We start from the raw sequence: 25,786 nt of genomic DNA, 5'->3' as shown, positions 1-25,786 counted from the left end.
GGTTAGCGATAGGAATGATGCCTCGCAAGCGGCTTGCCAATATATACCGGCAGGTAGAACAATGCTACCCAAAGGTAGAACCCGCGCGACAGGCAAAATCTGGCCATGAGCAAAAAATCAACCCCTCCCCGTGGCCGCCAGAAGGCCGATACCGCCCGCACCGACGAGAAGCGCGAGAGCATCCTGCGCGCCGCCGAAGGCCTGTTTGCCGAGCAAGGCTATGCCAACACCACCATTGACCAGATCGCCCAGCGCCTGGGGGTGACCAAGCCTTTCGTCTACTACTACTTTCACAACAAGCTCGAGATCTTCGAGCAGCTGTCCTGGCGCCCTGCGGTGGCCTGCTTCACCAGCCTGGACTTTGCCGACGATGACCCCCGCCCCGCCCATGAAAAGGTGACCGAAGGCATCGAACGCTTGATCCGCGCCACGCTGGCGCACTACCCTGCGGCCTTTTTCCCCTACCGCGAGCCCCAGGTCTACCGCCCCGAGTACCTGGTGGCCCAGAAGAAGCTGGCCAACCACTTCTACGACCGGCTGTGCGCCCTGCTGGAGCAAGGCCGCGAAGACGGCATGTTCGATTTCGACGAGACCCGCATCACCGCCCTGGCGGCCTGCAGCCTGCCCGGCTTTCTGTACAACTGGTACCGCCCCGATGGCCGCATGAGCCCCGAAGAGCTGGTGCAGACCTTGGCCCCGCTGGCCTGGCGCGTGCTGGGGCTGCGGCGCAGCCGCCGCCGCGGCGCAGCGGCCGCCTGAACCGGCGGGATGCAGCATGAGATCGGCCGGTCGGATGGATTCCTTCAGGCGCCCCATCGGGTCGCCCTCTCACCCCCCCAACGGAGACACCTCATGAACCATCCCCCGCGCCGAGTTGGCCGCCACGCACTCAGTGCCGCCGCCCTGCTGCTGACAGGCCTCGCCGGCAACGCCTGGGCCGCCCCGGCCGACGCGCCTTTCAAACTGGCGTACATCGATCCGCTGTCCGGGCCCTTTGCCAATGTGGGCGAGCTGATGCTCACCCACACCCAGTTCGCGATCGAAGAGATCAACGCCAAGGGCGGCATCGCGGTGGCCGGCCGCAGCCCCGTGAAGCTGCAGCTGCTGCAGTTCGACAGCAAGCTGTCGGCCCAGGAAAGCCTGAGCGCCTTGCAAGCGGCCATCGACCAGGGCGCCCGGGCCATCGTCACCGGGGGCTCGGGCTCCTCGGTGGTGGCGGCCCTGGTGCAGGCCGTGGCCAAACACAATGAACGCAACCCTGATCGGGCGGTGCTGGTGCTGAACCACTCCTCGATCGACCCCGACCTGACCGGCAAGTCGTGCAACTTCTGGCATTTCCAGTTCGAGGCCAACACGGCCATGAAGATGAAGGCGATTGCCAACACCATCAAGAAGATGCCTGAGGTCAAGAAGGTCTATCTGCTGAACCAGGACTATGCGCACGGCAAGCAATGGGCGCACTACGGGCAAGAGCTGGTGGGCCTGGCGCGGCCCGACATCCAGTTTGTGGGTGAGACCCTGCACCCGATCGGGCGGGTGAAAGACTTTTCACCCTATGTGGCCAAGATGAAGGCCGCGGGCGCCGATTCGGTGATCACAGGCAACTGGGGCCAGGACATGACGCTGCTGCTCAAGGCGGCGGGCGATGCTGGCTATGGGCTGCGCTACTTCAACCACAGCGCGGGCTCGATCCCGGGCACCGTGCTGGCCGTGTCGCAGGCCAAGCTGGGGCAGCTGACCTGGGTGGCCGAATGGCACCCCGGCGAGGCCGACACGCCCCGGGTCGACGCCCTGGCCAAGGCCTACAAGGCGCGCACCGGCAAGGATTTTCTGGCCCCCCGCATCGACATGACACCGCGCTTCCTGGCCGCCGCCATCCAGAAGGCGCAATCCCTGGATGCCGCCAAGATCGCCCGTTCGCTCGAAGACCTGACCCTGGACACCCCGGTGGGCCCGGTGCGCATGCGGGGTGAAGACCACCAGGCGCTGCTGCCCCAGGTGGTCAACACCATTGCGCCAGTCGATGGCAAAACCGTCAAGGTCGGCTGGGAGGGCACGAACTACGGCTTCCGAACCGATGCGATGTACACCGGCAACGAGCTGGCCCAGGGCACCGAGTGCCGGATGGTGCGGCCGCAACCGTGAGCGCTGTGACCGCAACGCCCCCTGCCCTGGCAGCCAAAACCGCCTGAGACACCGCACAATCGGGGGCTGCCCTGCCTGCCCCTGACCATGAGCGATACCCCCACCGATCTCGACCGCATCGACCTGCGCATCCTGCAAGTGCTGCAGGAAGACGGACGCATCTCCAACCTCAAGCTGGCCGAGTCCGTGGCCTTGTCACCCACGGCCGTGCTGGCCCGGGTGCAACGCCTGACCCGCGAGGGCTACATCCTGGGCTACGAGGCGCGGCTCAACCCGCTCAAGCTGGGTGCCGGCATGATGGTCTTCGTGGAGGTGCTGCTGGACCGCACCACGCCCCATGTGTTCGAAGAATTCCAGGCCGCCGTGCAGATCCGCCCCGAGATCATGGAATGCCACATGGTGGCCGGCGGCTTCGACTACCTGCTCAAGACCCGCATGGCCGACATGGCCTCGTACCGGTCGTTTGCGGGCTCGGTGCTGTGGCAGCTGCCCGGGGTGCGTGAAACACGCACCTATGCGGTGATGGAAGAGGTCAAGAACACCACCCGACTGAAGCTGCTTTAGGCCCCACCGGGCAAGCCAGGATCGGCCCGCCGGGCTTGCGAACGGGCCGGCGGCCTGGGTTGAGCAACGCGTTCAATGCGCCTGAACCACAGGGCCACCAAAGCCGCCGCCCTGATGGCCCGGCCGCATGGGCTCCATCGGCAACGGCTCAGTCTCGGCAATGGCTCAGCGGGCCAAGGCCCCCATGATGGCCTTGACCTCCAGGAAATCACGGAAGCCGTGCTCGCCCCACTCGCGCCCGTTGCCCGATTGCTTGTAACCCCCAAACGGCGCCGCGAAGTCGGGGCCTGCGCCGTTCAGGTGAACCATGCCTGTGCGCAGTTGCTGGGCCACCCGGCGTGCATGGTCCAGGCTGCCCGACTGAACGTAGCCCGACAGGCCGAATGGGGTGTCGTTGGCCAGGCGGATCGCCTCCTCTTCGCTGTCGTACGGGATCATCACCAGCACCGGGCCAAAGATCTCTTCGCGCGCAATGGTCATGTCGTTGCGCACGTCGGCGAACACGGTGGGCTTGACGAAAAAGCCCTGGGTCAAGCCTTCCGGCCGGCCGATACCGCCGACGACCAAGGTGGCGCCTTCGGCGATGCCTTGCTGAATCAGGCCCTGGATCTTGCTGAACTGTGCCTGGCTGGCGACCGGGCCCATGTGCATGCCCTCGGCCAGCGCGTCGGCCACCGGAGTGGCCTCTGCAACGGCCTTGGCCAGGGCCATGGCCTGTGCCTGCTTGGCACGCGGCACCAACATGCGCGTGGGCGCGTTGCAACTCTGGCCCGAATTCATCAGCACGGCTTGCACCCCCTGCTTGACGGCCTTGTCGAGGTCGGCATCGTCCAGCACGATGTTGGCCGATTTGCCCCCCAGTTCCTGGGCCACCCGCTTGACCGTCTCAGCCGCGGCCTTGGCCACGGCAATGCCCGCGCGGGTGGAGCCCGTGAAGGTCATCATGTCGATGTCGGGGTGAACCGACAGCGCATGCCCCACCGTGAGGCCGTCGCCGTTGACCAGGTTGAACACGCCGGGGGGCACCCCCGCCTCGTGCAGTACCTCGGCCACCAGCAAGGCGTTGAGGGGCGCCATTTCAGACGGCTTGAGGACCATGGTGCACCCCGCGGCCAGGGCCGGTGCGACCTTGCACATGATTTGGTTGATGGGCCAGTTCCAGGGTGTGATCATGCCCACCACGCCCACAGGCTCGTGCACGATCGCCGTGGTGCCGTGCACCTGCTCGAACGCAAAGTTCTTCAGCACCTCCAGGGTGGTGGCCAGATGCGCCACACCCATCGCCGCCTGCGCCGCCTTGGACAACCACAGGGGTGCGCCCATTTCCAGAGAGATGGCCGCCACGATGTCGCCGTAGCGCTTCTGGTAGACCTCCAGCACCCTGCCCAGCAGGGCCAGGCGCTCTTCGCGCGTGGTCTGCGAGTAGGTGACCAAGGCGCGCCGCGCGGCGGCCACGGCCCGGTTGACATCGGCGACGCCCCCCATGCTGATCTGCGCACAGACCGCTTCGGTGGAGGGGTTGACGACGTCGTGGGTCGCCGGTGCGGCGGGATCGACCCACTGCCCGTCGATGTAGAACTTGAGGGGGTGTTGCACGGTCATGGGGTCTCCTTGGGGGTTATTGAGCGCTGGGGGGGCGAATGGCGTCGGCGGTGCCCTGGATGAAGGCCTTGATCGCCTCCACCTGATCCGCCGTCAGCTTGCCGGTGAAATCAGGCATGCCGCGTGAGGTGGCCGGCCCGTTGAAGATGAAGCTGGGCAGGTGCTCGATGTAGTCTGCGTCGAGGTAGGCCAGGTTGGGCAAGGCGCCACCTTTCTGGACGCCAGGCACGCCGTGGCAGACATAGCAATTGGCCAGGTACAGACCCATGCCTTCAGGCACCTTGGCGGGGTCGTACTTCACGCCTTGCAGCAACTTGCCAGCGCGATACGCCACAAAGTCAGGCAGCTTGGCGCCGCCCCCCAGCGCAAAGGTATAGACGGTGCCGGGCATCTGTTTGTCTGAGGCGCGGTCCGCCAAACCGTAAACGCCCCCCCACCCCACGGCGATGGACACGTATTGCTGGCCGTCCACCAGGTAGGTGCTGGGCGCGGCCACGACGCCGGTACCCACCGGGCTCTCCCAGAGCGTCTTTCCGCTGGTGGCGTCATACGCCACAAAGCGCCCATCGGCCGTGCCCTGGAACACCAGATTGCCGGCCGTGGTCAACGTGCCACCGTTCCAGGGTGAGATGTGCTCCACGCGCCAGACTTCTTTCTGGCGCACGGGGTCCCAGGCGAGCAGACGGCCCATGGGTTGGCTCTTGGGCGGCTCGGCGGGAATGATCTTGGCGGTGTTCCAGCCCGTGCCCGATCCCAGGGCCATGGGCCGCAGTTGATTGAACTTCCAGCCTGGATCATCCACCAGCGCCGCAGGAATGTGCTGCGCGGGCAGGTACACCAAGCCGGTTTGGGGGTTGTAAGACATGGGGTGCCAGTTGTGTGCGCCGTTGGGGCCCGGCACGGCGTCGGGGTCGCGTCCATCGCGCGCCGCCGCAATGCCAATGGGGCGGCCGTTCTTGTCGTAGCCCTTGGCCCAGGTCACCGGCACGAAGTTCTTGGCGGAGATGAACTGGCCATTGGTGCGATCCACCACAAAGAAGAAGCCGTTCTTGGGCGCGTGCAGGATGACCTTGCGCCGTTTGCCGCCCAGCAGGATGTCCGCCAGGATCATGGGCTGGGTAGAGGTGTAGTCCCAGTTGTCCGAAGGCGTCTCCTGGTAATGCCATTTGTACTTCCCGGTGTCCGGGTCCAGCGCCACGATGGAGCCCAGGTACAGGTTGTCGCCCCCTTTGGGGCTGCGCACCTTGGCCGACCACGGCGAGCCATTGCCAACACCGACGTACATCGTGTTCAACTCGGGGTCGAAGACCATGCTGTCCCACAGGGTGCCACCGCCGCCCGCCTTCCAGTACTCGCCACTCGGGTCCCAGGTTTTGGCGGCCGCCTTCAACTCAGGCGTCTCGTAGGGCTGGGCCGGGTCGCCCGGCACGCTGTACCAGCGCCAGCGCTGCTCGCCCGTCTCGGCGTCATAGGCGGTGATGAAGCCGCGCACACCGAATTCGGCGCCGCCGTTACCGATGATGACCTTGCCCTTGAACACACGCGGTGCGCCCGTGATCGTGTAGGGCCCGGGGTGACCCTCCAGGGTGTTTTTCTCCCACACCACCGCACCGGTGGTGGCGTCGAGCGCGATCAAACGTCCGTCAAAGGCGCCCACGTAGACCTTGCCTTTCCAGAGCGCCACACCGCGGTTGACCACGTCACAGCACCCATTCTTGCCCCGAGCGGGATCGATCTTGGGGTCGTAGCTCCAGATTTTCCGCCCTGTGCGCGCGTCGATGGCGTGCACCACGCTCCACGACGCGGTCTGGTACATCACGCCGTCGACGACAACCGGTGTGGCCTCCACGCCGCGCGTGGACTGCAGGTTGTACGACCAGACCAGACCCAGTTGCCGGGCGTTGCCGGCATGGATCTGGTCCAGTCGGCTGTAACGGGTCTCGGCGTAGTCGACACCGGTGGAGGGCCAGTCGGGTGTCTTGAGTTGGTTGGCGCGAATGAAGGCTTCGTCGACACGCTTCACGGCCTCCGTGTGCGGGCGGGCGTCTTCCTGGGCCAGGGCAGAAAACGCCCACAAGCTGATGAACAGTGCGGGCAGTGCGGTGGCAAGCATGGTGTCTCCTGGGTGGTGTGTCGCAAGTCCGCTCGCGGCACCAGCGCCTCAGAAGTGGGGATGACCGGCCACGCTGGGGGCGCCCGCCATGCTTTCTGGAGCATTGGTGCTCCGCGATGGAGCCAGCCGAAGATCATGTCTCTGCCCAGCGCACTCGACCGGCTGCGCGCGCCCACACCCGCCGAGCGCGCCGCCATGGCGCATCGCCGGTACTTTGTGCAGAGGGATGCGCCGATCAGCCCATGAGAATGAGCGCGCGCCGAAGCGCGGTGTCCACAGGCCGTGGCCCGGCCGGGGCTCAGGCCACGGGGTAGCTGCGCCCGCCGAAGATGGCCGTGCCCACGCGCACCATCGTGCTGCCGGCGTGGATGGCGGCCTCCAGGTCACCGGTCATGCCCATGGACAGGGTGTCGAATTGGGCCGCCCCGGGCAGACCCGCCGCACGCACCGCATCGAACAGGGCCCGGGCGCGCAGATGCACCTGCTTTTGGGCCTCGAAATCGGCCTGTGGCTCGGGAATGGTCATCAGCCCGCGCAGGCACAGGCGCGGCAGCAGCGCCACCTCGCGGGCCAGGGCCAGCACCTCATCGGGCGCCACGCCCGACTTGCTGGCCCCGCCGTCGATGTTGACCTGCAGGCAGATCTGCAGCGGGGGCTGGTCGGCCCCGCGCTGCTCACTCAGGCGCTGGGCGATCTTCAGCCGGTCCACCGAGTGCAGCCAGTCGAAATGGGCCGCCACCAGGCGGGTCTTGTTGGATTGCACCGGCCCGATGCAATGCCACTCGGGGCGAGGGCGCAGGGGCTCGGGCGGGGCGTCCAGGGACTCGATCTTGGCCACGCCTTCTTGCAGGTAGTTCTCGCCAAAGGCGTGTTGGCCGGCGGCGGCGGCCTCGCGCACCGCGTCGGGGCCAAAGGTCTTGGACACGGCCAGCAGGCGCACGCTGCCCGGCGCGCGCCCGGCTGTCTCGCAGGCACGGCGGATGCGCTCCTGCACAGCTTGGAGGTTGTTACCAATCATCGTCATAATTACCTGCGAGCGTAGCAAACTATCAAGTGGAAAGAGGGATTCCGTGGACATCACCCAGTTGCTGGCATTCAGCGTCAAGAACAAAGCCTCCGACCTGCACCTGTCGGCCGGCCTGCCACCGATGATCCGGGTCCACGGGGATGTGCGCCGCATCAATGTGGATGCACTTGACCACAAGACGGTGCACGCCATGGTGTACGACATCATGAACGATTCGCAGCGCAAGGCTTACGAAGAGTTCCTGGAGGTCGACTTCTCGTTCGAAATCGAAGGCCTGGCCCGCTTCCGGGTCAATGCCTTCAACCACCAGCGTGGCTCTGGCGCGGTGTTCCGGACCATTCCGTCCAAGATCCTGACGCTGGAGCAACTCAACGCACCCAAGATTTTTGCCGACCTGTCGCTCAAGCCGCGCGGGCTGGTGCTGGTGACCGGACCGACCGGCTCGGGCAAGTCGACCACGCTGGCGGCCATGGTCAACTTCCTCAACGAGAGCGAATACGGCCACATCCTGACGGTGGAAGACCCGATCGAGTTCGTGCACGAATCCAAGAAATGCCTGGTCAACCAGCGCGAGGTGGGCCCGCACACCCTGAGCTTCAACGCGGCCCTGAAATCGGCCCTGCGTGAAGACCCGGACGCCATCCTGGTCGGTGAAATGCGCGATCTGGAGACCATCCGACTGGCCATGACGGCGGCCGAGACCGGCCACCTGGTGTTCGGCACCCTGCACACCTCGAGTGCGGCCAAGACCATCGACCGGATCATCGACGTGTTTCCGGCCGAAGAGAAGGAAATGGTGCGCGCCATGTTGTCCGAGTCGCTGCAGGCGGTGATCTCGCAGACCCTGTGCAAGACCAAGGACGGCCAGGGCCGCGTGGCGGCGCACGAGATCATGGTCGGCACCAGCGCCATCCGCAACCTGATCCGCGAGGCCAAGGTGGCGCAGATGTACTCGGCCATCCAGACCGGCAACAGCGTGGGCATGCAGACCCTGGACCAGTGCCTGACCGATCTGGTGCGGCGCAATGTGATCAGTGCCTCCGAAGCCCGCAGCAAGGCCAAGACGCCGGAAAACTTCCCGGGCTGACGCTCTTCACGCCCAGAACAACACCACAAAACAAAAGCAAGGGAGTCACCCATGAAAGGCATCCTCGGACTGCTCAGACAGAAGACCGCACCCCGCCCGGATGACCCGCAGGACTCGGTTCTGTTCTCGACCGCCTTTGCCGGCCAGGGCGTCGACTCGGCCATGCTGGTGCCCTGGGAGGCCCGCGCGGTCGAGGTGGGCGCCAAGCGCCTCTCGGCCGCCCAGGGCAGCAAGATGCTGCAGGGCCTGTGGGCGCGCGACAAGTACATGGCGCAGTTGCCGGCCGACGGCATCGAGCGGATGGAGCGTTTCTTCGACTTTGCCACCGTGCCGGCCAACCGCGACCTGATCCTGCAGGACGAGTACGGCAACTTCATGGTGGTGTTGCTCAACGGCACCATCGCGGTGGACCGGGTGCAGCCCTGGGGCGAGCACCTGCGCCTGGCCGAGACCCGGCCCGGCGACATCCTGGGCGAGATGTCGCTGCTCGACAGCGGCATCCGGTTCTCGGCCTGCACCACCCTGACGCCCTGCGACGTGGCGGTGCTCAGTGCCGACACCCTCGACGAAATGATGACCCAGGCCCCTCAACTGGCCGCCAGCCTGGTCGCCCTGCTGGCCCGCAAGCTCTCACTGCGCCTGCGCGTGGTGAGCGCCCGGCTCAGCGACCACCAGAAATAGACACAGCCCCCACAGCAGGACATCTCCACATGGAACGCGATCAGGCGAGCAAATTCATCAACGATCTGCTCAAGCTCATGGTGAGCAGAAACGGCAGCGACCTGTTCATCACCGCCGAGTTTCCACCGGCCATCAAGGTGGACGGACGCATCACCAAGGTCTCGCCTCAGCCGCTGACCTCCGTGCACACGGTGGCGCTGGCCCGCTCGATCATGAACGACAAGCAGTCGGCCGAGTTCGAACGAACCAAGGAATGCAACTTCGCGATCTCGCCGGCCGGCATCGGGCGCTTCCGCGTCAATGCCTTCCTGCAACAGGGCAAGGTCGGCATGGTGTTGCGGGTGATCCCGATGACCTTGCCCACCATCGACGACCTGGGCCTGCCCCAGGTGCTCAAGGAAGTGGCGATGACCAAGCGCGGCCTGTGCATCATGGTGGGCGCCACCGGCTCGGGCAAGTCGACCACGCTGGCCTCGATGGTGGACTGGCGCAACGAGAACTCCTACGGGCACATCATCACGGTCGAAGACCCGGTCGAGTTCGTCCACCCGCACAAGAACTGCGTGGTCACCCACCGAGAGGTGGGCTTGGACACCGACAGTTGGGAGGCCGCACTCAAGAACACCCTGCGCCAGGCGCCCGATGTGATCCTGATGGGTGAAATCCGCGACCGCGAAACCATGGAACACGCCGTGGTGTTCGCCGAGACCGGCCACCTGTGCCTGGCCACCCTGCACGCCAACAGCGCCAACCAGGCGCTCGACCGCATCGTGAACTTCTTCCCCGAAGAGCGGCGCGACCAGTTGCTGATGGACCTGTCGCTGAACCTGCGCGGCATGATCTCGCAGCGCCTGATCCCCAAACAGGACGGCAAGGGCCGGGCCGCCGCGGTCGAGGTGATGCTCAACACCCCGCTGATCTCCGACCTGATCTTCAAGGGCGAGGTCTCCGAGATCAAGGAGATCATGAAGAAGAGCCGCAACCTGGGCATGCAAACCTTCGACCAGTCGCTGTTCGACCTGTACGAGAGCAACGTCATCACCTACGAAGATGCATTGCGCAACGCCGACTCGCTGAACGACCTGCGCCTGCAGATCAAGCTCAACAGCCAGCGCGCCCGCAACCAGGACCTGTCCGCCGGCACCGAGCACTTCGCCATCGTCTGAACCCCGCGCCGCCGGTCCCCATGCCGGGGGCCGGCGGCTTTTCTTTTGCCAAACCCCATCCACTCGCACTGATCAACATGTCCAGCACCAACGCACGCACTTACGAAGCCACCCCCTCGCTCAAGGTCGCCTTTCTCGGCCTGGGCGTGATGGGCTACCCCATGGCCGGCCACCTGGCCCTGGCCGGTCACCAGGTCACGGTGTACAACCGCACACCCGCCAAGGCCGAGGCCTGGGTGAAGGAGTTTGCGGCCACTGCCGCCCCCCGTGCGGCAGCCACCCCCCGCCTGGCCGCGCAGGACGCCGACCTGGTGTTCTGCTGCGTGGGCAACGACGACGACCTGCGCTCGGTCACCCTGGGGGCCGACGGCGCCTTCGCCGGCATGAAGCCGGGCGCCGTGTTCATCGACCACACCACGGCCTCGGCCGAAGTGGCCCGCGAGCTGGCCCAAGCCGCCCGCCAGATCGGCCTGCGTTTTGTCGATGCCCCGGTGTCGGGTGGCCAGGCCGGTGCCCAGAACGGGCTGCTGACCGTGATGTGCGGTGGTGAACCCGCCGCCTTCGAGGCAGCCCGTCCGGTGGGCATGGCCTTCTCTCGCGCTTTCACGCTGCTGGGCGAAAGCGGCGCCGGCCAGTTGGCCAAGATGGTCAACCAGATCTGCATCGCCGGGCTGGTGCAAGGCCTGTCCGAGGCCATCGCCTTCGGCCAGAAGGCCGGGCTGGACATGCCCCAGGTGCTGGACGTGATCGGCAAGGGCGCGGCCCAGAGCTGGCAGCTGGACAACCGCGGCAAGACCATGGTGGCCGACCAGTTCGAGTTCGGCTTTGCCGTCGACTGGATGCGCAAGGACCTGGGCCTGGTGTTGGACGAGGCCAAGCGCAACGGCGCCCGCCTGCCGGTGACGGCGCTGGTGGATCAGTTCTACGCCGATGTGCAGCAGATGGGGGGCCGGCGCTGGGACACCTCCAGCCTGATCAAGCGCCTGCGCTGAAGCAAAAAAGCCGGCCCCGGGCCCCTGGGGCCCGGCAGCCGGCCTGGCTGGCCTGAAAGCAGCGCTGCCCGGTACCGATCAGCCGCCCGTCTTGGCCGGCTCGGCGTTCTTGGGCGGGGTGGGCATCTGGTTCTTGAGCTCTTCCTCGGAGATGATCTCGAACAGACGCACCACCTTCTGCACCCCGTCGACGCCGCGGGCGATCTCGGTGGCCCGGTTGGCTTCGCGCTGGGTCACGCGACCCATCAGATAGACCACCTGGCGTTCGGTCACCACCTTGAACGAATTCGAGATCAGGTCGCGCGCATCGACCAGGCTGGCCTTCACCTTGCCCGAGATCAGGGCATCGCGCGAACGATCGCTCAGGGGGCTCGCAATGCCGACCACCAGTTCGTTGTAGACGCCGCGCACGTTCTCGACGCGCAGCACGATCTGCTCGGCCTTCTGCTTGGCTTCGGCCGTGGTGGCCTCGCCGGTCAGCAGCACCTGGCGGTTGTAGCTGGTGACATTGACATGCAGACCGTCGCCCAACGCCTCATGCAGGCGGTTGACCGAGCGCAGCTCGATGCCTTCATCTTCCACCTGCGCGCCGGAGGTGCGACGATCGGTGGCGACCATGCCGGTCATGACGGCCCCCCCGGCCACCAGCGGGAAGCAGGCCGTGAGTTGACTCACCAGGGCGGCGCCGGCCAGGGCGGCCAAGGCCACCCGTGTCAAACGTTGATTCATGTTGGAAGCTCCTGTTCACCAAGTAATTGGGCGTCCACCCCGTCGCAGATGCAATGCAGCACCAGCAGGTGGACCTCCTGGATGCGCGCCACGCGCTCGTGCGGGACGCAGATATGGACATCGGTTTCACGCAGACCCGCACCCAGCGCACCGCCACTGCGGCCCGTCAGGGCGACCACGGTCATGTCGCGTTCATGGGCGGCCTCGACGGCGGCCTGCACACTGGGCGACTGGCCGTCGGCCGACAGGGCCAGCAGCACATCGCCGGCCAGGCCCAGGGCGCGCACCTGGCGCGCAAATACCTGGCGGTAATCCTGCTCGGCCTGGGCGCTGAGGGCGGCCGCGTCGGTGCCCAGCGCCAGCGCAGCCAGCTCGGGGCGTTCGCGTTCGAACTGGCCCACAAAACTGGCGGCCGCGTGCTGGGCCAGCGCCGAGGAGGCGCCATTGCCGCAGACCAGGACCTTGCAGCCGCTGGTGACGCAGGTCATGATCGCCTGCACGGCGTCGGCAATGGGCTTGCTGAGGATCTGCGCCGACTGGTATTTCAGGTCGGCACTGTCGATGAAGTGCTGTTGGATGCGTTGCTCGAGCATGGGCGCCGATGATACCCCCGCACCATGACGGCCAGAGGGCTGAAACCAGGGTTGTCGGGCGGGTCAAGTGGCAAGGCGCCCCAAGGCGGCGGGATCACGAGGCATCGAACGCCGCCTGCAGCCAATGCACGGTGCCCGGCGCATCGCCCTCGACCGAGACCACGTCGAAACGACAGGGTGGCGGCGTGGCCAGGCGCATCAGGTAGTGCCGCGCCGCCAGCACGATGCGGGCCTGCTTGGTCACCCCCACGCTGGCGGCCGCGCCGCCATGGGTGTTGGCCCGCCGGTGCCGCACCTCGACGAAGACCACCGTGCCATCGCGGGCGCGCATGATCAGGTCGATCTCGCCGCCACCGCGCCCGGGCGTTCGATAATTGCGCTGCAGCAGGCGCAAGCCCGCCGCCTGCAGATGCTGCAAGGCCTGCTGTTCGGCATGTTCGCCCAGCGCCCGCGTGGTCGGGCGGGCCGGCGCAGCCGGCTTCTTTCCAAGGAATCCCATTGAGCGCATCTTTTGCTTCTGCCCTGAGTGCCGCCCGCGAGGCGGCAGCCCCGCAGCATTACCCCCAGGGTACCCTTTACGTGGTGGCGACGCCGATCGGCAATCTGGCCGACATGACCTTGCGTGCACTGCATGTGTTGCAGTTGGTCGACGCCGTGGCCTGCGAAGACACCCGCCACACCCAGGCCCTGCTGCGGGCCTATGGCATCGACCGGCCTGGCGCCCAGTTGCTGGCCGTGCACCAGCACAACGAGGCCGAGGCGGCCCAGGGGGTGATCGAGCGCCTGCAGCGTGGCGAGCGCATCGCCTACGCCAGCGATGCCGGCACCCCGGCCGTCAGCGACCCGGGCGCCCGCCTGGTCCAGGCCGTGCAGGCCGCCGGCCTGCGCACCGTGCCCCTGCCCGGGGCCAGCAGCGTGACCACGCTGCTGTCGGTGGCCGGTGTGGCGGCCCAGGCGCAACAGGCCAGCGGATTTGTGTTTGCCGGCTTTCTGCCCACCAAGTCCGGTGAGCGCGACCACGCCGTGCAGGCCCTGGCCGCTGAAGCGCGGGCCGTGGTGGTGCTGGAGGCCCCGCACCGCATCGAAGACCTGGCACGCGCCCTGGCCGTGCTGGGGCCGCGTCGCGTCACCCTGGGGCGTGAGCTGACCAAACAGTTCGAAGAGGTGGCCACCCTGCCCGCCGAAGGCCTGAGCGCCTGGCTGGCTGCCCAGCCGCAGCGCACCCGAGGCGAGTTTGCCGTGCTGATCCACCCCCCCGAAGCCGTGGTGCAGGACCGTGGTGACGAGCTGCGCGTGCTCAAGCTGCTGCTGGCCGAGCTGCCCCTGAAGACCGCCGCACGGCTGTGCGCCGAGATCACCGGCGGCTCGAAAAACGCGCTCTACCAGGAGGCCCTGGAGCTCAAGAAAGGCCTGCCCTCCGAGGATTGAGGCTCAGCCCGGCATGCCGGGCAGGGATTTTTTGCGCCCGGGCTTGCGCGGGGCCTCTGGCGCCACCGGGCCGACTCCAGCGTCAGCACCACCGCCGGCCTCGGCGGACACCTCCGCGCACGGCAAGGGCTGCAGCTCCTCGCAAGTCAGGGGATCGACTTCGGCCGATCCCGGCGCGCCAGGCGGGCAGGGAGACAAGGCCCCAGGCACGATCTGCGGCACCAGCGAACTGGTGGGCCAGGTGCGTTCAGCCTCGGCCAGCATCCAGCGGGTGCGTTCAATCAAAAAGTCCAGGAACGCCCGAGTGCGCGCCGGCACAAATTTGCGGCTGGGCATGGCGGCATACAGCGTGAAGCGGGCCGTGATCCACGGTGCCAGCACACGGCGCAGCTGCCCGATTCGCAGGTAAGGCGCAGCCAGGTCCATGGGCAGGGCACACACGCCCGCGCCATTGAGGGCCGCCTGCAGCACGGTGTCGGTGTGATCGGCCACCATCACGGGGTCGACCTGCACGTCCAGCACGCGATCGCCGTCATCAGGATTCATCAGGCGCCACACGCCAGGGCGCATGCTGGGCAGACGCAGGCGCAGACAGGCGTGGTTGCGCAGGTCTTCGGGCTGACGCGGCGTACCCGCCGCGCGCAGGTAGCGCGGCGAAGCGCAGACAATGCCCACGCTCGACACGATGGGCCGGGCAATCACGTTCGCGTCGTACTCGCTGCCCGCGCCCAACAGGGTGAGGTCGAAATCTTCGATGGCCAACTCGCTGGCTGAGGCGGTGTGGATGTCCAGCGAGACCCGCGGATGCAGGCGGCGAAACTCGGCCACCTGGGGGGCCAGGATGTGCACCGCCATCACAGGCTGGGCCTGGATGCGCAACAGGCCCGCCACCTCCTGGGTGTGCTCGCGCATCGAGGCCTCGGCCTCTTCGATGTCGCTCAAGATCAGCCGCAAGCGGGTCAGGTAGGCCTGGCCGGCCTCGGTGAGCGCATTCTTGCGGGTGGTGCGTTGCAACAGCCGTGTGCCCAGGTGCTGCTCCAGATCGTCCACCAGGCGCGTCACCACGGCGGGTGAGAGGTCCATGCGGCGGGCGGCGGCGGCAAAGCCGCCTTCGTTCACGACGGCCTGAAAAACCTTCATTGACTGCAGGCGGTCCATGGGGCGGCTCCAGAAATGGTTGACGTAGCAAAACGCTCATTATTTCTGAAACCGCCCCCTTCGGGCCCGTTAAATGACAGGCCTTCAACCCAGGTTGGCCGGTGAATTGCAGCGCAGGTCCCCATGCCGGCGGTCACCGGCAGGGCTCCCCCTGAGGCAGCCGGGCCGGTCAGCCCTTCGCCATGACCACAAGTTTGCCTGCGGGGCAGCCGATTCACATTCTGTTTTTCGCAAAGATTGATCTTGAAACAGAAAAATCTTCTGTTATTTCACGAATCACCCTAGAATTTTCCGAATGGACAGAATAGACCGAAAAATCCTTCAGGTGCTGCAGGCGGATGCCCGCACCAGCCTGCAAGACATCGGGCAGGCCGTGGGCCTGAGCCCCTCACCCTGCTGGGGACGCATCCGCAAGCTCGAAGAGGCCGGCGTGATCGAGGGCTACACCGTGCGCCTGAACCCCCAGGCCCTGGGCCTGAACGAGACCGTGCTGGTGCAGGTCACCCTGGACAGCCACTCGGACAACACGCTGGAAAAGTTCGGCGAAACCCTGGCCGCCATCCCCGAGGTGGTGGAGGCCCTGCTGGTGTCGGGCGAGTACGACTACCTGCTCAAGGTGGCAGTGCGCGACACGCGCGACTACGAGCGCTTTCTGCGCGAGCGCCTGTACCAGATCAAGGGCATTCGTCACAGTCAGTCGCGTTTTGTGTTGCGCACGCTCAAGAAAGCCGATCTGCCGCTGGGCCTGTGACGCACGACCGCCGCCTGGCTTGTTTATGATCGCGGGTTGCGCCCGGCGTGCCATGGCCGCCCAGGGCTCTGAATTTCAGCCTGTCATCCATTCAACCCGGATCCGAACCGGATCCCCCACCCAGGAGACCCCATGTCCAGCAGCCAAGACAACGACAGCCAACAACGATTTGCCCTCGGTTTTCTCGCCGTCCTGATCCTGCTGGTGGTGGGCTCGGTGGTGGGCATCGTGGTCGGCAAGTTCGGCGTCCGCCACCCGGCCCCCGCCGCCGCCGAAGCACCTGCTGCCGCCGTCGACGCCGTGGTGGAAGTGGCCTCGGTCAAGGTTGAGGACGGTGTGGTCAAGTTCTTCTTTGCCACCAACAGCGCCGACGTGGCCGAAGGTGCGCAGCAAGCCCTGGCCGAAGTGGCCCAAGGCCTGGCTGCCGGCCGCAAGGCCGCCATCTCGGGTTTCCATGACGCCACCGGCTCGGTCGAGCAGAACGCCGAACTGGCCAAGCAACGCGCCATCGCCGTGCGCGAAGTGCTGAAAGCCCTCGGCGCCAGCGAAGAAGCCATCGAGCTGCGCAAGCCCGAAGTCAGCACCGGCACCGGCAGCGAGGCCGAAGCCCGCCGCGTGGAAGTGATCCTGCTGCCGGCCAACTGATCAGCGCACAGGCCTCACGCCCCGAACAGCCCGGCTTGACCGGGCTTTTTCATGCCTGAGCAGGCCCAGGGGATGGGTCAGCTGCCACCAGAGCCTGCACCTGCTTGAACAACAGAGGTAGATCGCCCTGGATCGACTTCCAGACGATCTCCAGGTCCACCGTGTCATAGCCATGAGACACCCGGTTGCGCATCGTGTACATCACCTGCCAGGGAACATCGGCATGGCGAGCGGCAAACCCGGGGGCCACACGCTGGATGTGTTTGGATGCCTCGCCAAGAATCTCGATGTTGCGCAGCACGGCGTCCTGAACGAGTTCGCTGCTCATAAACGCCTGCTCATCCATGCCTGCCGTATACCGCGCGATACGTTCGAGGGCCTGGAGCATGTGCTCCAGATAGTCAGGCACACGCAGGGCCTTGTTCATACCGGAACGGCCTCGGCGAGCACGGCACCGCGGAATTTCTCAGGAAGCGCCTTCGGGGTCAACACATCGACCGACACACCCAACAATTGCTGCAACTCGACCTGGATCGCCGCCACATCCATCAAGGTCGTCTCAGGTGTCGGGTCAATCAGGAGGTCCAGATCACTGCCGTCGGTGTCCACCCCGTGCAGCACCGAACCGAACACGCGCGCATTGCAGGCACGATGCAAAGCCACCACGCGCCGGATTTCGGAACGGTTCAAGGCCAGAGCAACGGAGGGCTTCATACACGCTCCCACAACGAAATTCGGTTGGACGCCAGAACCCGGGATTTCCCACTGGCTCAGCGGGCCCATTGTGCCAAATGTGCCCATTGAGGGGGCCACACAGCGCGCCGTGGGCTCCCTCAGCCCATGTGCCCGTAAGCCAGCCCCGAAGCCACGCCGCCGAACAGATCCCCCTCGACCAGGGGCACGCCCGGGAAGGCCTGGGCCAGGGCCTGCTGGAACGGGCGCAGGGCCGAGGAACCGCCGGTGAGGTACACGGCACCCAGCTGCTGCGGCTGCAGCCCGGCCGCGCTCACGCACTGCAGTGCGCAGGCCACCACCTGCTGCAGCAGGTGGTCCAGATGGCGGGCCAGGTCCTCGGGGCTCAGGCTGGCCTGCAGGCCGGCTTCGATCAGTGACAGGTCGATGGTCTGCGGCCCCTGGCCGGAGGAGCAGCCGATCTTGGCCTGCTCGACGCTGTTGGCCAGGCGGTGGCCATGGCGCTCGCGCAGCACGGTCATCAGCCGCTCGTGCAGGCGCAGGTCGCTGTAATCGATCTTGAGTTCGGCCGCCTCACGCACCGCCTTGGGCGTCTGCTGCCAATGGATCAGGTGCCAGGTGGCCAGGTCGAAGAACACCCGGCTGGGCACCTCGCGCCCCTTGGGGCCCAGGTGGCGGTAGCCCAGCAGGGGCATGACCTGCTCCAGGTTCAGGCGCTGGTCGTAGTCGGTGCCGCCGATGTGCACGCCCGAGGTGGCCAGGATGTCGGCCTTGCGGTCGGCCTGGGCGATGCGTTGCGGGCCCAGGCGCACCACGGTGAAGTCGGAGGTACCGCCCCCGATGTCGACCACCAGCACCAGGGTCTCGGCGCTCAGGCGGCGCTCGTAGTCCAGCGCGGCAGCGATGGGTTCGAGCTGGAAGCCCACTTCGCTGAAGCCACAGCCGGCAGCGGCCTGCAGCAGCATGTCCTGCGCCAGTTGGTCGCGCTCGGCGTCGTCGTCCACGAAGTGCACCGGGCGGCCCAGCACCAGGTGGCGCGGCAGGCCGCCCAACTGGGCTTCGGCGCGGCGCACCAGCTCGCCGAGGAACATCGAGATGATCTCCTGGAAGCTGATCTGCTGGTCGTTCACCGCCGTCTTCTCAAGCAGCAGCGGGCTGCCCAGCAGGCTTTTGAGCGAGCGCATCAGCCGGCCTTCGGTCTCGCTCAGGTAGCAGGCCAGGGCGTCACGCCCGTAATGCACGGTCTTGTCTTCGGCATTGAAGAACAGGGTGGTGGGCAGGGTGGTGGCCTGCCCCTCCAGCACCATGAGGCGGGCGTCCTGCCCTGGCTGGGCCCAGGAAGCGGCCGAATTGGAGGTTCCGAAGTCGATGCCCAGCGTGCCGGGAAGTGTGCTTGCCATGAAATGCCTGAACGCCCCGGCCGCCCCACAGGCCCGCCGAGAACAAAAAAATCGAAGGCCGGGATTGTGTCACAGCCCTGGCGGGGCCAGGGCACGCTACGCTCGGGGCACCATGCCGAACGCTGCCCCTTACCCCGCGATGCCCCCTGCCCGCCAGGCCTGGGCTGTCTGTGCCGGCCACTTCCAGCCGCTGCACCGCCATGACCTGGCCTTGATCCAGACTGCACTGCGCCATGCCCAGCGCGTGGTGGTGGTGCTGGCCGGGGCCTGGCTGGCGCGCAGCCCGGCCCACCCCCTGAGCTGGGGCGAGCGGGCCGACCTGATCCGCGCCTCGCTGCCACCACGCGATGCCGAGCGCCTGCGCTTTCTGCCACTGCGCGAGCTGGGCGAGGCCGGGCGCAATGCCCAGGCGCTGCGCGAGGGTGTGGCCCGCCTCAGCGGCGAGGCGCCAGACACGCTGCTGCGCGTGCTGCCCGCGGGGCAGCCCGAGGCCAGTGGGTGGCAGGCCATGGCAGGCGCCCCGGTGCTGCAGGCCAGTGCCCCCGAAGGCAGCCCCTGGCCCGATGAGGGCGCGCTGCGAGATCTGTGGTTCAACGCCGACAGCCCTTCGCGCGGGCTGGCCCGCCTGAGCCCGCACCTGGCACCCGACACCCTGAAGGCGCTGGGCGATCTGGTCGACACCGCGCGCTACGAGGCCTTGCGCGCCGAATGGCGCACGCTGCGCCAGCAGCGCGAGGCCTGGGCCGTGGCGCCCTACCCACCGGTGTTCGTGACGGTGGATGCGCTGGTGCGCTGCGCCGGCCATGTGTTGCTGATCCGGCGCGATCGCCACCCGGGAGCGGGCCTGCTGGCCCTGCCCGGCGGTTTTCTGGAGCAGCAGGACACCCTGCTCGAATCAGCCCTGCGCGAGGTGCAGGAGGAAACCCGGCTGGCCTTGCCGCCGGCCGAGTGGCGCGCCGCCCTGCAGGGCGTGGCCGTGTTCGATGCCCCGGGCCGCAGCCAGCGCGGGCGCACCATCACCCATGCGCACTTTTTCGACCTGGGCCAACGTCCTCTGCCCGCGGTGACCGGCGACGACGATGCCCGCGAAGCCTTGTGGGTGGCCCAGCAGGATCTGGCAGGCCTGGAAGAACAGTTCTTTGACGACCACTTTGGGGTGATCGATCACTTCTTGAAGCTACTTCAGGCTTGAACCCCGGGTGACGGCCGGCGTCGCCAGGGCCCAGAACACGCTCAGTTGGGCATCGAGCACGGCCACCACCGCGGCGTCCAGTGCGCCGTGGTCGGCATGTTCGTGCACGATCTCCATCACTTGGTCAGGCGACAGGCCCGCGCGGTAGGGCCGGGTCTGCACCAGGGCCTGGAACACGTCGGCCACGGCCACGATGCGGGCCTCGATCGACAGCTCGCCGCCCAGGTGGTAGGGGTAGCCCGAGCCGTCGACGCGCTCATGGTGTTGGGCCGCCCACAGGGCAACGTCCTCCAGACCATGGATGGTGCGCAAGATGCTGTAGGTGTCAAAGCTGTGCCGCTTCATGACCGCGTACTCCTCGGGGGTGAGGCGGCCCGGCTTGTCGAGCAGTTCATCGGGCACACGCAGCTTGCCCAGGTCGTGCAGCAGACCGGCCAGCTCCAGCATCTCGCAACGACGCTCCGACAGGCCCAGGCGCTCACCCAGGGCGCGCGACAACCGGGCCACGCCCTCGGAGTGCTCGCGCGTGAAGGGGCTCTTGGCGTCGACGATGACCGAGAAGATGCGCACCAGGCTGCGCAGCTCGGCAAAGGGGACGTCGCGCACCCGGTCGTGGGCGATCCATTCGTGAGCGTAGCCGCGCACCTGCTCGCTCTCCAGGCTGAACCAGAAGGCCTCACTGGCCGAGGCCTGCAAAAAGGCATCCACCAGCTCGGGGCAGAACCAGTCACCCCGCCGGGCCGCGATGGCCTGGCGCGTGTCCTCGCGCCCGTACAGGATGTTGGACTGGTCCTTGAGCGCGGCCAGGGTCAGGATGTCGGTGCGGTCCACCAGGTAGATGCAATTGGCCGCCAGCTTGACCTCGTCGCTGAGGGGAAGCCCCTGCAAGGTGCTCCAGTGGGTGTGGTGGTGCAGCACGATGTCGGCCAGCGGGGCCAATGAAGGGCAGCTGCGCAGCAGCTCGGCGCCGATGCGGCAGTGCTCGGCCTCGCCCTCCCATTCGAACTGGGTCAGGCGGCGGTGAATATAGGTGCGCGACACCCCGCTGTCATGCAGCATGCCGGCCTGGAACAGACGGTCCAGGCGCTCGGGTGCCCAGCCCAGCACCTTGGCGCACTCCACCGCCATGTAGGCCACCCGCTTGCCGTGGTGGATGTGGGTCACCCCCACCAGGTCAAGGGCATCCGACAGCGAATAGATGACGTCGCGCAGATTGACCTGGAAGGTGGACATGTGAAATGGGCAAAAATTGACGCCCCATCGTCGGCTTGGGCCCCCGTGCTGTCAAGCCGTTGGGGCAAACGTTGGTCAGCTAGCCGAGCAAAAGCAATTCACACGCCCTTGGAAAGCGCTACATTCGGGCCATGAAAACCACCGACGGCTCCTCGACCGCCCACCCCGCCGTTCTGTGCGAGGAACTGGCGCCATCGCTGTACCCGGACGGACGCATGAGGCCTGCAAGCACCGAGAAGGCCCCGGTTGAACAGAACACCCCCGATGACACACAGACAGGCTTCCTTGCACGAGGCCGGGCATCACTGGCCGCAGCACGAATGGGGGAGCCTTTGATCACCGCAGACCAGGTGATCCAGGAGATGCGTGACCGCCTGGCACGCGCCCAGCAGACCTTGCGGTGAATTTCTCCGTCTTCCTGACAGAGGCCGCGCGGCAGGATATCCAACGCCTGTTCGATTTTGTTATTGAACGTGAGTTGCGCCGCGCCAGTGGGCGCCTGGAAGCTGCGGAAGAAGCGCTGGAAACCATTGCTGCAGGTCTGAAGCGCCTGGAACGCTTTCCCCACACCTGCCGCAAGGCGGATGGCGATCCCGCTCTGCGCGAGTTGGTGATCTCTCACGGCGCCACAGGCTACGTGGCCTTGTTCGAGATCACAGAGCCGGCCACCGTGATCGTGGCAGCCATCCGCCACCAAAGAGAGGACGATTACCCGTCAGCCTGAAACGAAGTTCAACGCAGCACACTCGACATCGCCGCCAGCGCATTCAGGCTGCGCACCGCGTCCTGCACGCTGGCGCAGGGCAGGCTGAGGGTGTCGCCGTCTTCGCGCTGCACCGCGGGCCAGAGGCTGAAGACATCGGCCAGGGCCGGGGTCTGGCATTGCACGCGCAAGGTCAGCGGCGTGGGCAGGGTCCAGGCCGGCGGGGCGCCCTCGCCCTGCAGGCGCAGCACGGCCTGATGGCTGGCCTGCTCGATCTGGGCGCAGGCAGCCTGGGGCGACAGCGAGCGACCGCTGCGCGCGCCATCCGACCACTTGACCACGCTCATGTCGGTCGGGGGCAGCAGGGCCGCCACCTCGTCGGCCAGCACGTCGCAGCCGCTGACCAGCAGCACCGGCACGCCCAGCTCGCCGGCCAGCGCCGCGTACAGGCCCACCTCGCCCAGCTCGCGCCCGCCCAGCCAGACGCGGGCAAAGGCAAAGCTGTTGGTGGTGTGGGCCAGCACGCCACGGGTCTTGGCCCGGGCGTGCCAGCCGATCATGAGCACGCCGTCCACGTCCTGTTCCACCCCCGCCATCATGCCCAGGGTGCGCGGCTTGCCCTGGATCAGTTGGGCCCGCGGGTCCAGCAGGTCGGCCAGCAGGTTGCCGAAGTGGCCGTGCGAGTCGTTCACCAGCACCTCGCCGGCACCACCCGCCAGGGCGCCGCGCACGGCGGCATTGGCTTCTTCGGTCATCCAGCGGCGGGCGCGTTCGTACTCGCCGTTGGCGGCCTGGGTCTGCTCGGGACGCCAGACGCCGGCCACGCCTTCGATGTCCATGGAGATCAGGATCTTGGGTGCAGGCATGGCCTCAGTCTTTCGGGTGGAGCAGCGCCCAGGGCGCTTGGGTCAGCAATTCAGGCGCCACGGCGGTGAGCGCAGGGCGGTGGTGACCGTCGCGCCCGGTCAGGGGCACGGCGGCCCACAGCGCGTGCACGATGGCCTGTTCGGTGGCCTCGGCAGCCGCCTGGAAGAACAGGTCCAGTGCGCTTTCATGCAACAGGGTGACGCTGGGCATGGCCTGGTCGGCGCGCTGCGGCAGGCGGTAGGCGGTGGTGAAGGCCAGGGCCACATCGCCGCTGCCGTGGCCATAGTCAGAACCGGTGCGCGCCAGGCCGGCCGCCGAGCGCCGGGCCACGCGCTGCAGCTGCCGGGCATCCAGCGGGGCATCGGTGGCCAGCACGATGATGATGGAGCCGCGCTCGGGCCCGGGCGCCTCGGCGCCGACGATGCGCTGCTGCAACACGGGCCCGATGCAGCAGCCCGCCAGGGTCAGGGCCTCGGGACGCCCCTGGTTGGCCAGCACCAGGGCACCCAGGGTGTAGCGGCGCCCCTGCCAGTCGAGCTGGCGCGAGGCCGTGCCGATGCCGCCCTTGAGTCCGTGGCAAGACATGCCCCGCCCGGCGCCCACCGCGCCCTGCGCGAAGCAGGCACCGGCCCCCGCCTCGCGCGCGGTCTGCAACGCCTGCAGCACATGCGACTCCTGCAGCGCCAGGGCCTGGGCGTCATTGAGCCAACCGTCGTTGCACTCGAAAACCAGGGGGTTCAGGGTGGGCAGGCTGCGCGCCAGCTCGGGCTGGTGGGCGATCGCATCGCGGATCAGCGCGTTGCTGGCCGCGCCCACGCCGAAGGTGCTGACCAGGGCGATGGGCGATTCGATCTGCCCCAGCTCCTGCACCTGCATGAGGCCGGCGCTTTTGCCAAAGCCATTGATGACGGCCAGGCCTGCCGGCAGCTTGTGCAGAAACAAGTCACCCGGGGCCGGCAGCAGCACCGTCGCGCCGGTCTGCACGGAGCCCTCGGACAAGGTGACGTGGCCCAGCGAAACGCCGGCCACGTCGGTGATGGCGTCCAGCGGACCGCTGCCCAGGGTGCCGGCTTGGGGTGCGCCCAGGAAGGTGCGTTGCATGGTTCAGTTCCGGTCCAGCTTGGGGTCGAGCGCGTCGCGCAGGCCGTCGCCCAGCAGGTTGAAGGCCAGCACAGTGACGAAGATCGCCAGGCTGGGGAACAGCGCGATGTGCGGGGCATTGAGCATGTCGGCCCGTGCCTCGTTGAGCATGGCGCCCCACTCGGGGGTGGGCGGCTGCGCGCCCAACCCCAGAAAGGACAGGCTGGCCGCGGTGATGATGGAGGTGCCGATGCGCATGGTGAGGTACACCACCACCGACGACACCGTGCCCGGCAGCAGGTGACGCAGCATGATGACGGCATCGGTGGCGCCAATGGAGCGCACTGCCTCGATGTAGGTCTGGTGCTTGAGGGCCAGCACATTGCCGCGCACCAGGCGGGCAAAGGCCGGCACGCTGAACACGGCCACCGCCACGATCACATTGATCATGCCGTTGCCCAGAATGGCCACGATGCCGATGGCCAGCAGGATGCCGGGGAAGGCAAACAGCACGTCGGACATGCGCATCACGATGCGGTCCCACCAGCCTTCGTAGTACCCGGCCAGCAGGCCCAGGCCGGTGCCGATCACAGCGCCCACCGCCACCGAGATGAAGCCGGCGGCCAGCGAGATGCGCGTGCCCAGCAGGATGCGGCTGAAGATGTCGCGCCCCAGGGCATCCACGCCAAACCAGTGCGCCGCGCTGGGTGGCGTGTTGAGCGCGTCGTAATCGAAGTAGTTTTCGGCGTCGTAAGGCGCCAGCCAGGGCGCCAGCACCGCGATGGCCACCAGCAGCAGCACAAAGCCGCCGGCCCACAGGGCCACACGCTGGCGCTTGAACTGGCGCCAGAACTCAGCCGCCGGGGTGCGGACCTGCGGAGCAGCCACGGGGCTGGCGGGGGTGGTTTGTTCGGTCATTTACTTGAATCGGATGGTCGGGTTGATCAGGGCGTACAACAGATCGACCACCAGGTTGATCAGGATGAATTCGAGCGAAAACAGCAACACCAGGGCCTGGATCACGGGGTAGTCACGCATGTCCACCGCATCGACCAGCAGGCGGCCCATGCCGGGCCAGTTGAAGACCACCTCGACCACGATGGAGCCGCCCAGCAAAAAGCCGAACTGCAAGCCCATCATGGTGACCACCGGGATCAGCGCATTGCGCAGCCCGTGCTTGACCACCACCACGGTCTCTGACAGGCCCTTGGCGCGGGCCGTGCGCACGTAGTCCTCTTTGAGGATGTCGATGAAGGAGCTGCGCGTGAAGCGCGCCATCACGGCCGCCACGCCCGCGCCCAGGGTGAGCGAAGGCAGGATGTAGTGGCGCCAGCTGTCGGCCCCCACGGTGGGCAGCCAGCCCAGTTGCACCGAGAACAGCTGCATCAGCAGCATGCCCAGTGCAAACGACGGAAACGAGATGCCCGACACCGCCAGCGTCATGCCCAGGCGGTCGGGCCAGCGGTTGCGCCACACCGCCGAGACCATGCCCAGCACCCCACCCAGCAGCACCGACCACACCATGGCCGCCACCGTGAGCCACAGTGTGGGCGCAAAGCGCTCGGCGATCTCGGTGGACACCGGCCGCTTGCTGCGGATCGAGGTACCGAAGTCGCCTTGCAGGGCATGGCTGAAAAAGCGCAGAAACTGCTGGTGCAGCGGCAGATCCAGCCCCAGGTCCTGCCGCACCAGCTCCACCGTCTCAGGCCCCGCCTCCGGCCCCGCGGCCAGCCGTGCCGGATCACCCGGCAACAGGTGCACAAACGAAAACACCAGCACCGCCACGATCAGCAGCGTCGGCAACAGCCCCAGCAGGCGCCTGAAAAGGTAATGGATCATGGATCTCAAGCTCAATCAAAAAAATCCTGGGCGACCAAGGCCCCATCGTGATGGCTATCGGTCTGACATCAGGACCTCACACAGAGTACGCCCGGCGC

General features: G+C 67.0%; 28 protein-coding genes. 13 read left to right on the top strand and 15 right to left on the bottom strand.

Annotation, left to right across the window (positions count from 1 at the left end):
• Positions 1–105: 105 nt before the first annotated feature.
• The 3 genes from AC07VS_RS04930 (at position 106) to AC07VS_RS04920 (ending at position 2,709) form a co-directional block, all read left to right on the top strand.
• Positions 106–759, top strand: coding sequence for a TetR/AcrR family transcriptional regulator (locus tag AC07VS_RS04930; RefSeq protein WP_492349698.1), 654 nt, complete (start codon positions 106–108; stop codon positions 757–759).
• Between the two features lie 93 nt (positions 760–852).
• A complete protein-coding gene (locus AC07VS_RS04925; protein ID WP_492349697.1) occupies positions 853–2,145 on the top strand; it encodes a branched-chain amino acid ABC transporter substrate-binding protein in 1,293 nt (430 codons plus the stop codon).
• A gap of 87 nt (positions 2,146–2,232) precedes the next feature.
• Positions 2,233–2,709: an Lrp/AsnC ligand binding domain-containing protein gene (locus AC07VS_RS04920; protein ID WP_492349696.1), complete on the top strand. Its 477-nt coding sequence runs from the start codon at positions 2,233–2,235 to the stop codon at positions 2,707–2,709.
• Positions 2,710–2,874: 165 nt separating this feature from the next.
• Here AC07VS_RS04920 and AC07VS_RS04915 read toward each other — a convergent pair whose 3' ends face one another.
• The 3 genes from AC07VS_RS04915 to AC07VS_RS04905 form a co-directional block, all read right to left on the bottom strand.
• Positions 2,875–4,305: an aldehyde dehydrogenase family protein gene (locus AC07VS_RS04915; protein ID WP_494750436.1), complete on the bottom strand. Its 1,431-nt coding sequence runs from the start codon at positions 4,303–4,305 to the stop codon at positions 2,875–2,877.
• Positions 4,306–4,327: 22 nt separating this feature from the next.
• Positions 4,328–6,424, bottom strand: coding sequence for a PQQ-dependent dehydrogenase, methanol/ethanol family (locus AC07VS_RS04910; RefSeq protein WP_494750332.1), 2,097 nt, complete (start codon positions 6,422–6,424; stop codon positions 4,328–4,330).
• Between the two features lie 298 nt (positions 6,425–6,722).
• Complete coding sequence (locus AC07VS_RS04905; protein ID WP_494750331.1) at positions 6,723–7,448, bottom strand: YggS family pyridoxal phosphate-dependent enzyme; 726 nt, start codon at positions 7,446–7,448, stop codon at positions 6,723–6,725.
• A 46-nt stretch (positions 7,449–7,494) separates the two neighbouring features.
• Here AC07VS_RS04905 and AC07VS_RS04900 point away from each other — a divergent pair, with 46 nt between their 5' ends.
• The 4 genes from AC07VS_RS04900 (at position 7,495) to AC07VS_RS04885 (ending at position 11,377) form a co-directional block, all read left to right on the top strand.
• A complete protein-coding gene (locus AC07VS_RS04900; RefSeq protein WP_494750330.1) occupies positions 7,495–8,538 on the top strand; it encodes a type IV pilus twitching motility protein PilT in 1,044 nt (347 codons plus the stop codon).
• 51 nt (positions 8,539–8,589) lie between these two features.
• Positions 8,590–9,219, top strand: coding sequence for a cyclic nucleotide-binding domain-containing protein (locus tag AC07VS_RS04895; RefSeq protein ID WP_494750329.1), 630 nt, complete (start codon positions 8,590–8,592; stop codon positions 9,217–9,219).
• Positions 9,220–9,248: 29 nt separating this feature from the next.
• Positions 9,249–10,385: a PilT/PilU family type 4a pilus ATPase gene (locus AC07VS_RS04890; protein ID WP_492349691.1), complete on the top strand. Its 1,137-nt coding sequence runs from the start codon at positions 9,249–9,251 to the stop codon at positions 10,383–10,385.
• A 77-nt stretch (positions 10,386–10,462) separates the two neighbouring features.
• Positions 10,463–11,377 (top strand): NAD(P)-dependent oxidoreductase, encoded by a 915-nt coding sequence (locus AC07VS_RS04885; protein WP_494750328.1) that lies wholly within the window; start codon positions 10,463–10,465, stop codon positions 11,375–11,377.
• 78 nt (positions 11,378–11,455) lie between these two features.
• On the opposite strand, the gene AC07VS_RS04880 is transcribed toward AC07VS_RS04885, so the two are convergent.
• From AC07VS_RS04880 to AC07VS_RS04870, 3 genes are all read right to left on the bottom strand, one after another.
• Positions 11,456–12,106, bottom strand: coding sequence for a BON domain-containing protein (locus AC07VS_RS04880; RefSeq protein ID WP_494658052.1), 651 nt, complete (start codon positions 12,104–12,106; stop codon positions 11,456–11,458).
• Entirely contained in the window at positions 12,103–12,699 is a 597-nt protein-coding gene (locus AC07VS_RS04875) for an SIS domain-containing protein (RefSeq protein ID WP_494750327.1), read from the bottom strand. Before AC07VS_RS04875 ends, AC07VS_RS04880 begins: the two co-directional genes overlap by 4 nt.
• A gap of 94 nt (positions 12,700–12,793) precedes the next feature.
• Positions 12,794–13,198, bottom strand: coding sequence for a YraN family protein (locus tag AC07VS_RS04870; RefSeq protein ID WP_492349687.1), 405 nt, complete (start codon positions 13,196–13,198; stop codon positions 12,794–12,796).
• Here AC07VS_RS04870 and rsmI point away from each other — a divergent pair.
• The gene (rsmI, locus tag AC07VS_RS04865) at positions 13,198–14,127 is read left to right on the top strand and encodes a 16S rRNA (cytidine(1402)-2'-O)-methyltransferase (protein ID WP_494750326.1); all 930 of its coding nucleotides are present in this window, start codon (positions 13,198–13,200) and stop codon (positions 14,125–14,127) included. The two genes, AC07VS_RS04870 and rsmI, sit on opposite strands and share 1 nt — an antisense overlap.
• Before the next feature lie 3 nt (positions 14,128–14,130).
• On the opposite strand, the gene AC07VS_RS04860 is transcribed toward rsmI, so the two are convergent.
• Positions 14,131–15,285 carry a LysR family transcriptional regulator gene (locus tag AC07VS_RS04860; RefSeq protein WP_494750325.1) on the bottom strand — a complete coding sequence of 385 codons (1,155 nt, stop codon included), beginning with the start codon at positions 15,283–15,285 and terminating at the stop codon, positions 14,131–14,133.
• Between the two features lie 295 nt (positions 15,286–15,580).
• On the opposite strand from AC07VS_RS04860, the gene AC07VS_RS04855 reads away from it, so the two are divergent.
• A complete protein-coding gene (locus tag AC07VS_RS04855) occupies positions 15,581–16,036 on the top strand; it encodes an Lrp/AsnC family transcriptional regulator (protein WP_492349684.1) in 456 nt (151 codons plus the stop codon).
• 132 nt (positions 16,037–16,168) lie between these two features.
• A complete protein-coding gene (locus AC07VS_RS04850) occupies positions 16,169–16,681 on the top strand; it encodes an OmpA family protein (protein ID WP_494750324.1) in 513 nt (170 codons plus the stop codon).
• Positions 16,682–16,730: 49 nt separating this feature from the next.
• Here AC07VS_RS04850 and AC07VS_RS04845 read toward each other — a convergent pair whose 3' ends face one another.
• From AC07VS_RS04845 to AC07VS_RS04835, 3 genes are all read right to left on the bottom strand, one after another.
• Positions 16,731–17,108, bottom strand: coding sequence for a HepT-like ribonuclease domain-containing protein (locus tag AC07VS_RS04845; RefSeq protein ID WP_492349682.1), 378 nt, complete (start codon positions 17,106–17,108; stop codon positions 16,731–16,733).
• Positions 17,105–17,395 (bottom strand): nucleotidyltransferase family protein, encoded by a 291-nt coding sequence (locus tag AC07VS_RS04840; protein WP_492349681.1) that lies wholly within the window; start codon positions 17,393–17,395, stop codon positions 17,105–17,107. The genes AC07VS_RS04845 and AC07VS_RS04840 overlap by 4 nt, the downstream gene beginning before the upstream one ends.
• A 119-nt stretch (positions 17,396–17,514) precedes the next feature.
• Positions 17,515–18,774 (bottom strand): Hsp70 family protein, encoded by a 1,260-nt coding sequence (locus AC07VS_RS04835; RefSeq protein ID WP_492349680.1) that lies wholly within the window; start codon positions 18,772–18,774, stop codon positions 17,515–17,517.
• A gap of 112 nt (positions 18,775–18,886) precedes the next feature.
• Here AC07VS_RS04835 and AC07VS_RS04830 point away from each other — a divergent pair, with 112 nt between their 5' ends.
• The gene (locus tag AC07VS_RS04830; protein ID WP_494750323.1) at positions 18,887–19,966 is read left to right on the top strand and encodes an NUDIX domain-containing protein; all 1,080 of its coding nucleotides are present in this window, start codon (positions 18,887–18,889) and stop codon (positions 19,964–19,966) included.
• Here AC07VS_RS04830 and AC07VS_RS04825 read toward each other — a convergent pair.
• The gene (locus AC07VS_RS04825; protein ID WP_494658047.1) at positions 19,952–21,199 is read right to left on the bottom strand and encodes an HD domain-containing phosphohydrolase; all 1,248 of its coding nucleotides are present in this window, start codon (positions 21,197–21,199) and stop codon (positions 19,952–19,954) included. The genes AC07VS_RS04830 and AC07VS_RS04825 overlap by 15 nt on opposite strands.
• Positions 21,200–21,330: 131 nt before the next feature.
• Between AC07VS_RS04825 and AC07VS_RS04820 the strand changes: the two genes are divergently transcribed.
• Positions 21,331–21,603: a hypothetical protein gene (locus AC07VS_RS04820; protein WP_492349677.1), complete on the top strand. Its 273-nt coding sequence runs from the start codon at positions 21,331–21,333 to the stop codon at positions 21,601–21,603.
• Positions 21,600–21,923, top strand: a complete 324-nt coding sequence (locus tag AC07VS_RS04815; protein WP_494658046.1) for a type II toxin-antitoxin system RelE/ParE family toxin — start codon at positions 21,600–21,602, stop codon at positions 21,921–21,923. The genes AC07VS_RS04820 and AC07VS_RS04815 overlap by 4 nt, the downstream gene beginning before the upstream one ends.
• A gap of 8 nt (positions 21,924–21,931) precedes the next feature.
• Here the strand turns inward: AC07VS_RS04815 and AC07VS_RS04810 are convergent, their stop codons facing one another.
• The 4 genes from AC07VS_RS04810 to gsiC are packed head-to-tail and all read right to left on the bottom strand — an operon-like array spanning position 21,932 to position 25,688.
• A complete protein-coding gene (locus AC07VS_RS04810) occupies positions 21,932–22,768 on the bottom strand; it encodes a M55 family metallopeptidase (RefSeq protein ID WP_494750322.1) in 837 nt (278 codons plus the stop codon).
• A 4-nt stretch (positions 22,769–22,772) separates the two neighbouring features.
• On the bottom strand, positions 22,773–23,870 hold the full coding sequence (locus AC07VS_RS04805) for a DmpA family aminopeptidase (RefSeq protein ID WP_494750321.1): 1,098 nt from the start codon (positions 23,868–23,870) through the stop codon (positions 22,773–22,775).
• A gap of 3 nt (positions 23,871–23,873) precedes the next feature.
• Positions 23,874–24,767, bottom strand: a complete 894-nt coding sequence (gene gsiD, locus AC07VS_RS04800; RefSeq protein ID WP_492349673.1) for a glutathione ABC transporter permease GsiD — start codon at positions 24,765–24,767, stop codon at positions 23,874–23,876.
• Positions 24,768–25,688, bottom strand: coding sequence for a glutathione ABC transporter permease GsiC (gsiC, locus tag AC07VS_RS04795; RefSeq protein ID WP_019575745.1), 921 nt, complete (start codon positions 25,686–25,688; stop codon positions 24,768–24,770). It lies immediately after the preceding gene.
• Positions 25,689–25,786: the final 98 nt, after the last annotated feature.

It is taken from the genome of Curvibacter sp. GW821-FHT01G03, assembly GCF_059422285.1.
Note: the sequence above shows the minus strand (reverse complement) of the source record. Positions and strands in the feature narration are given on the sequence as shown.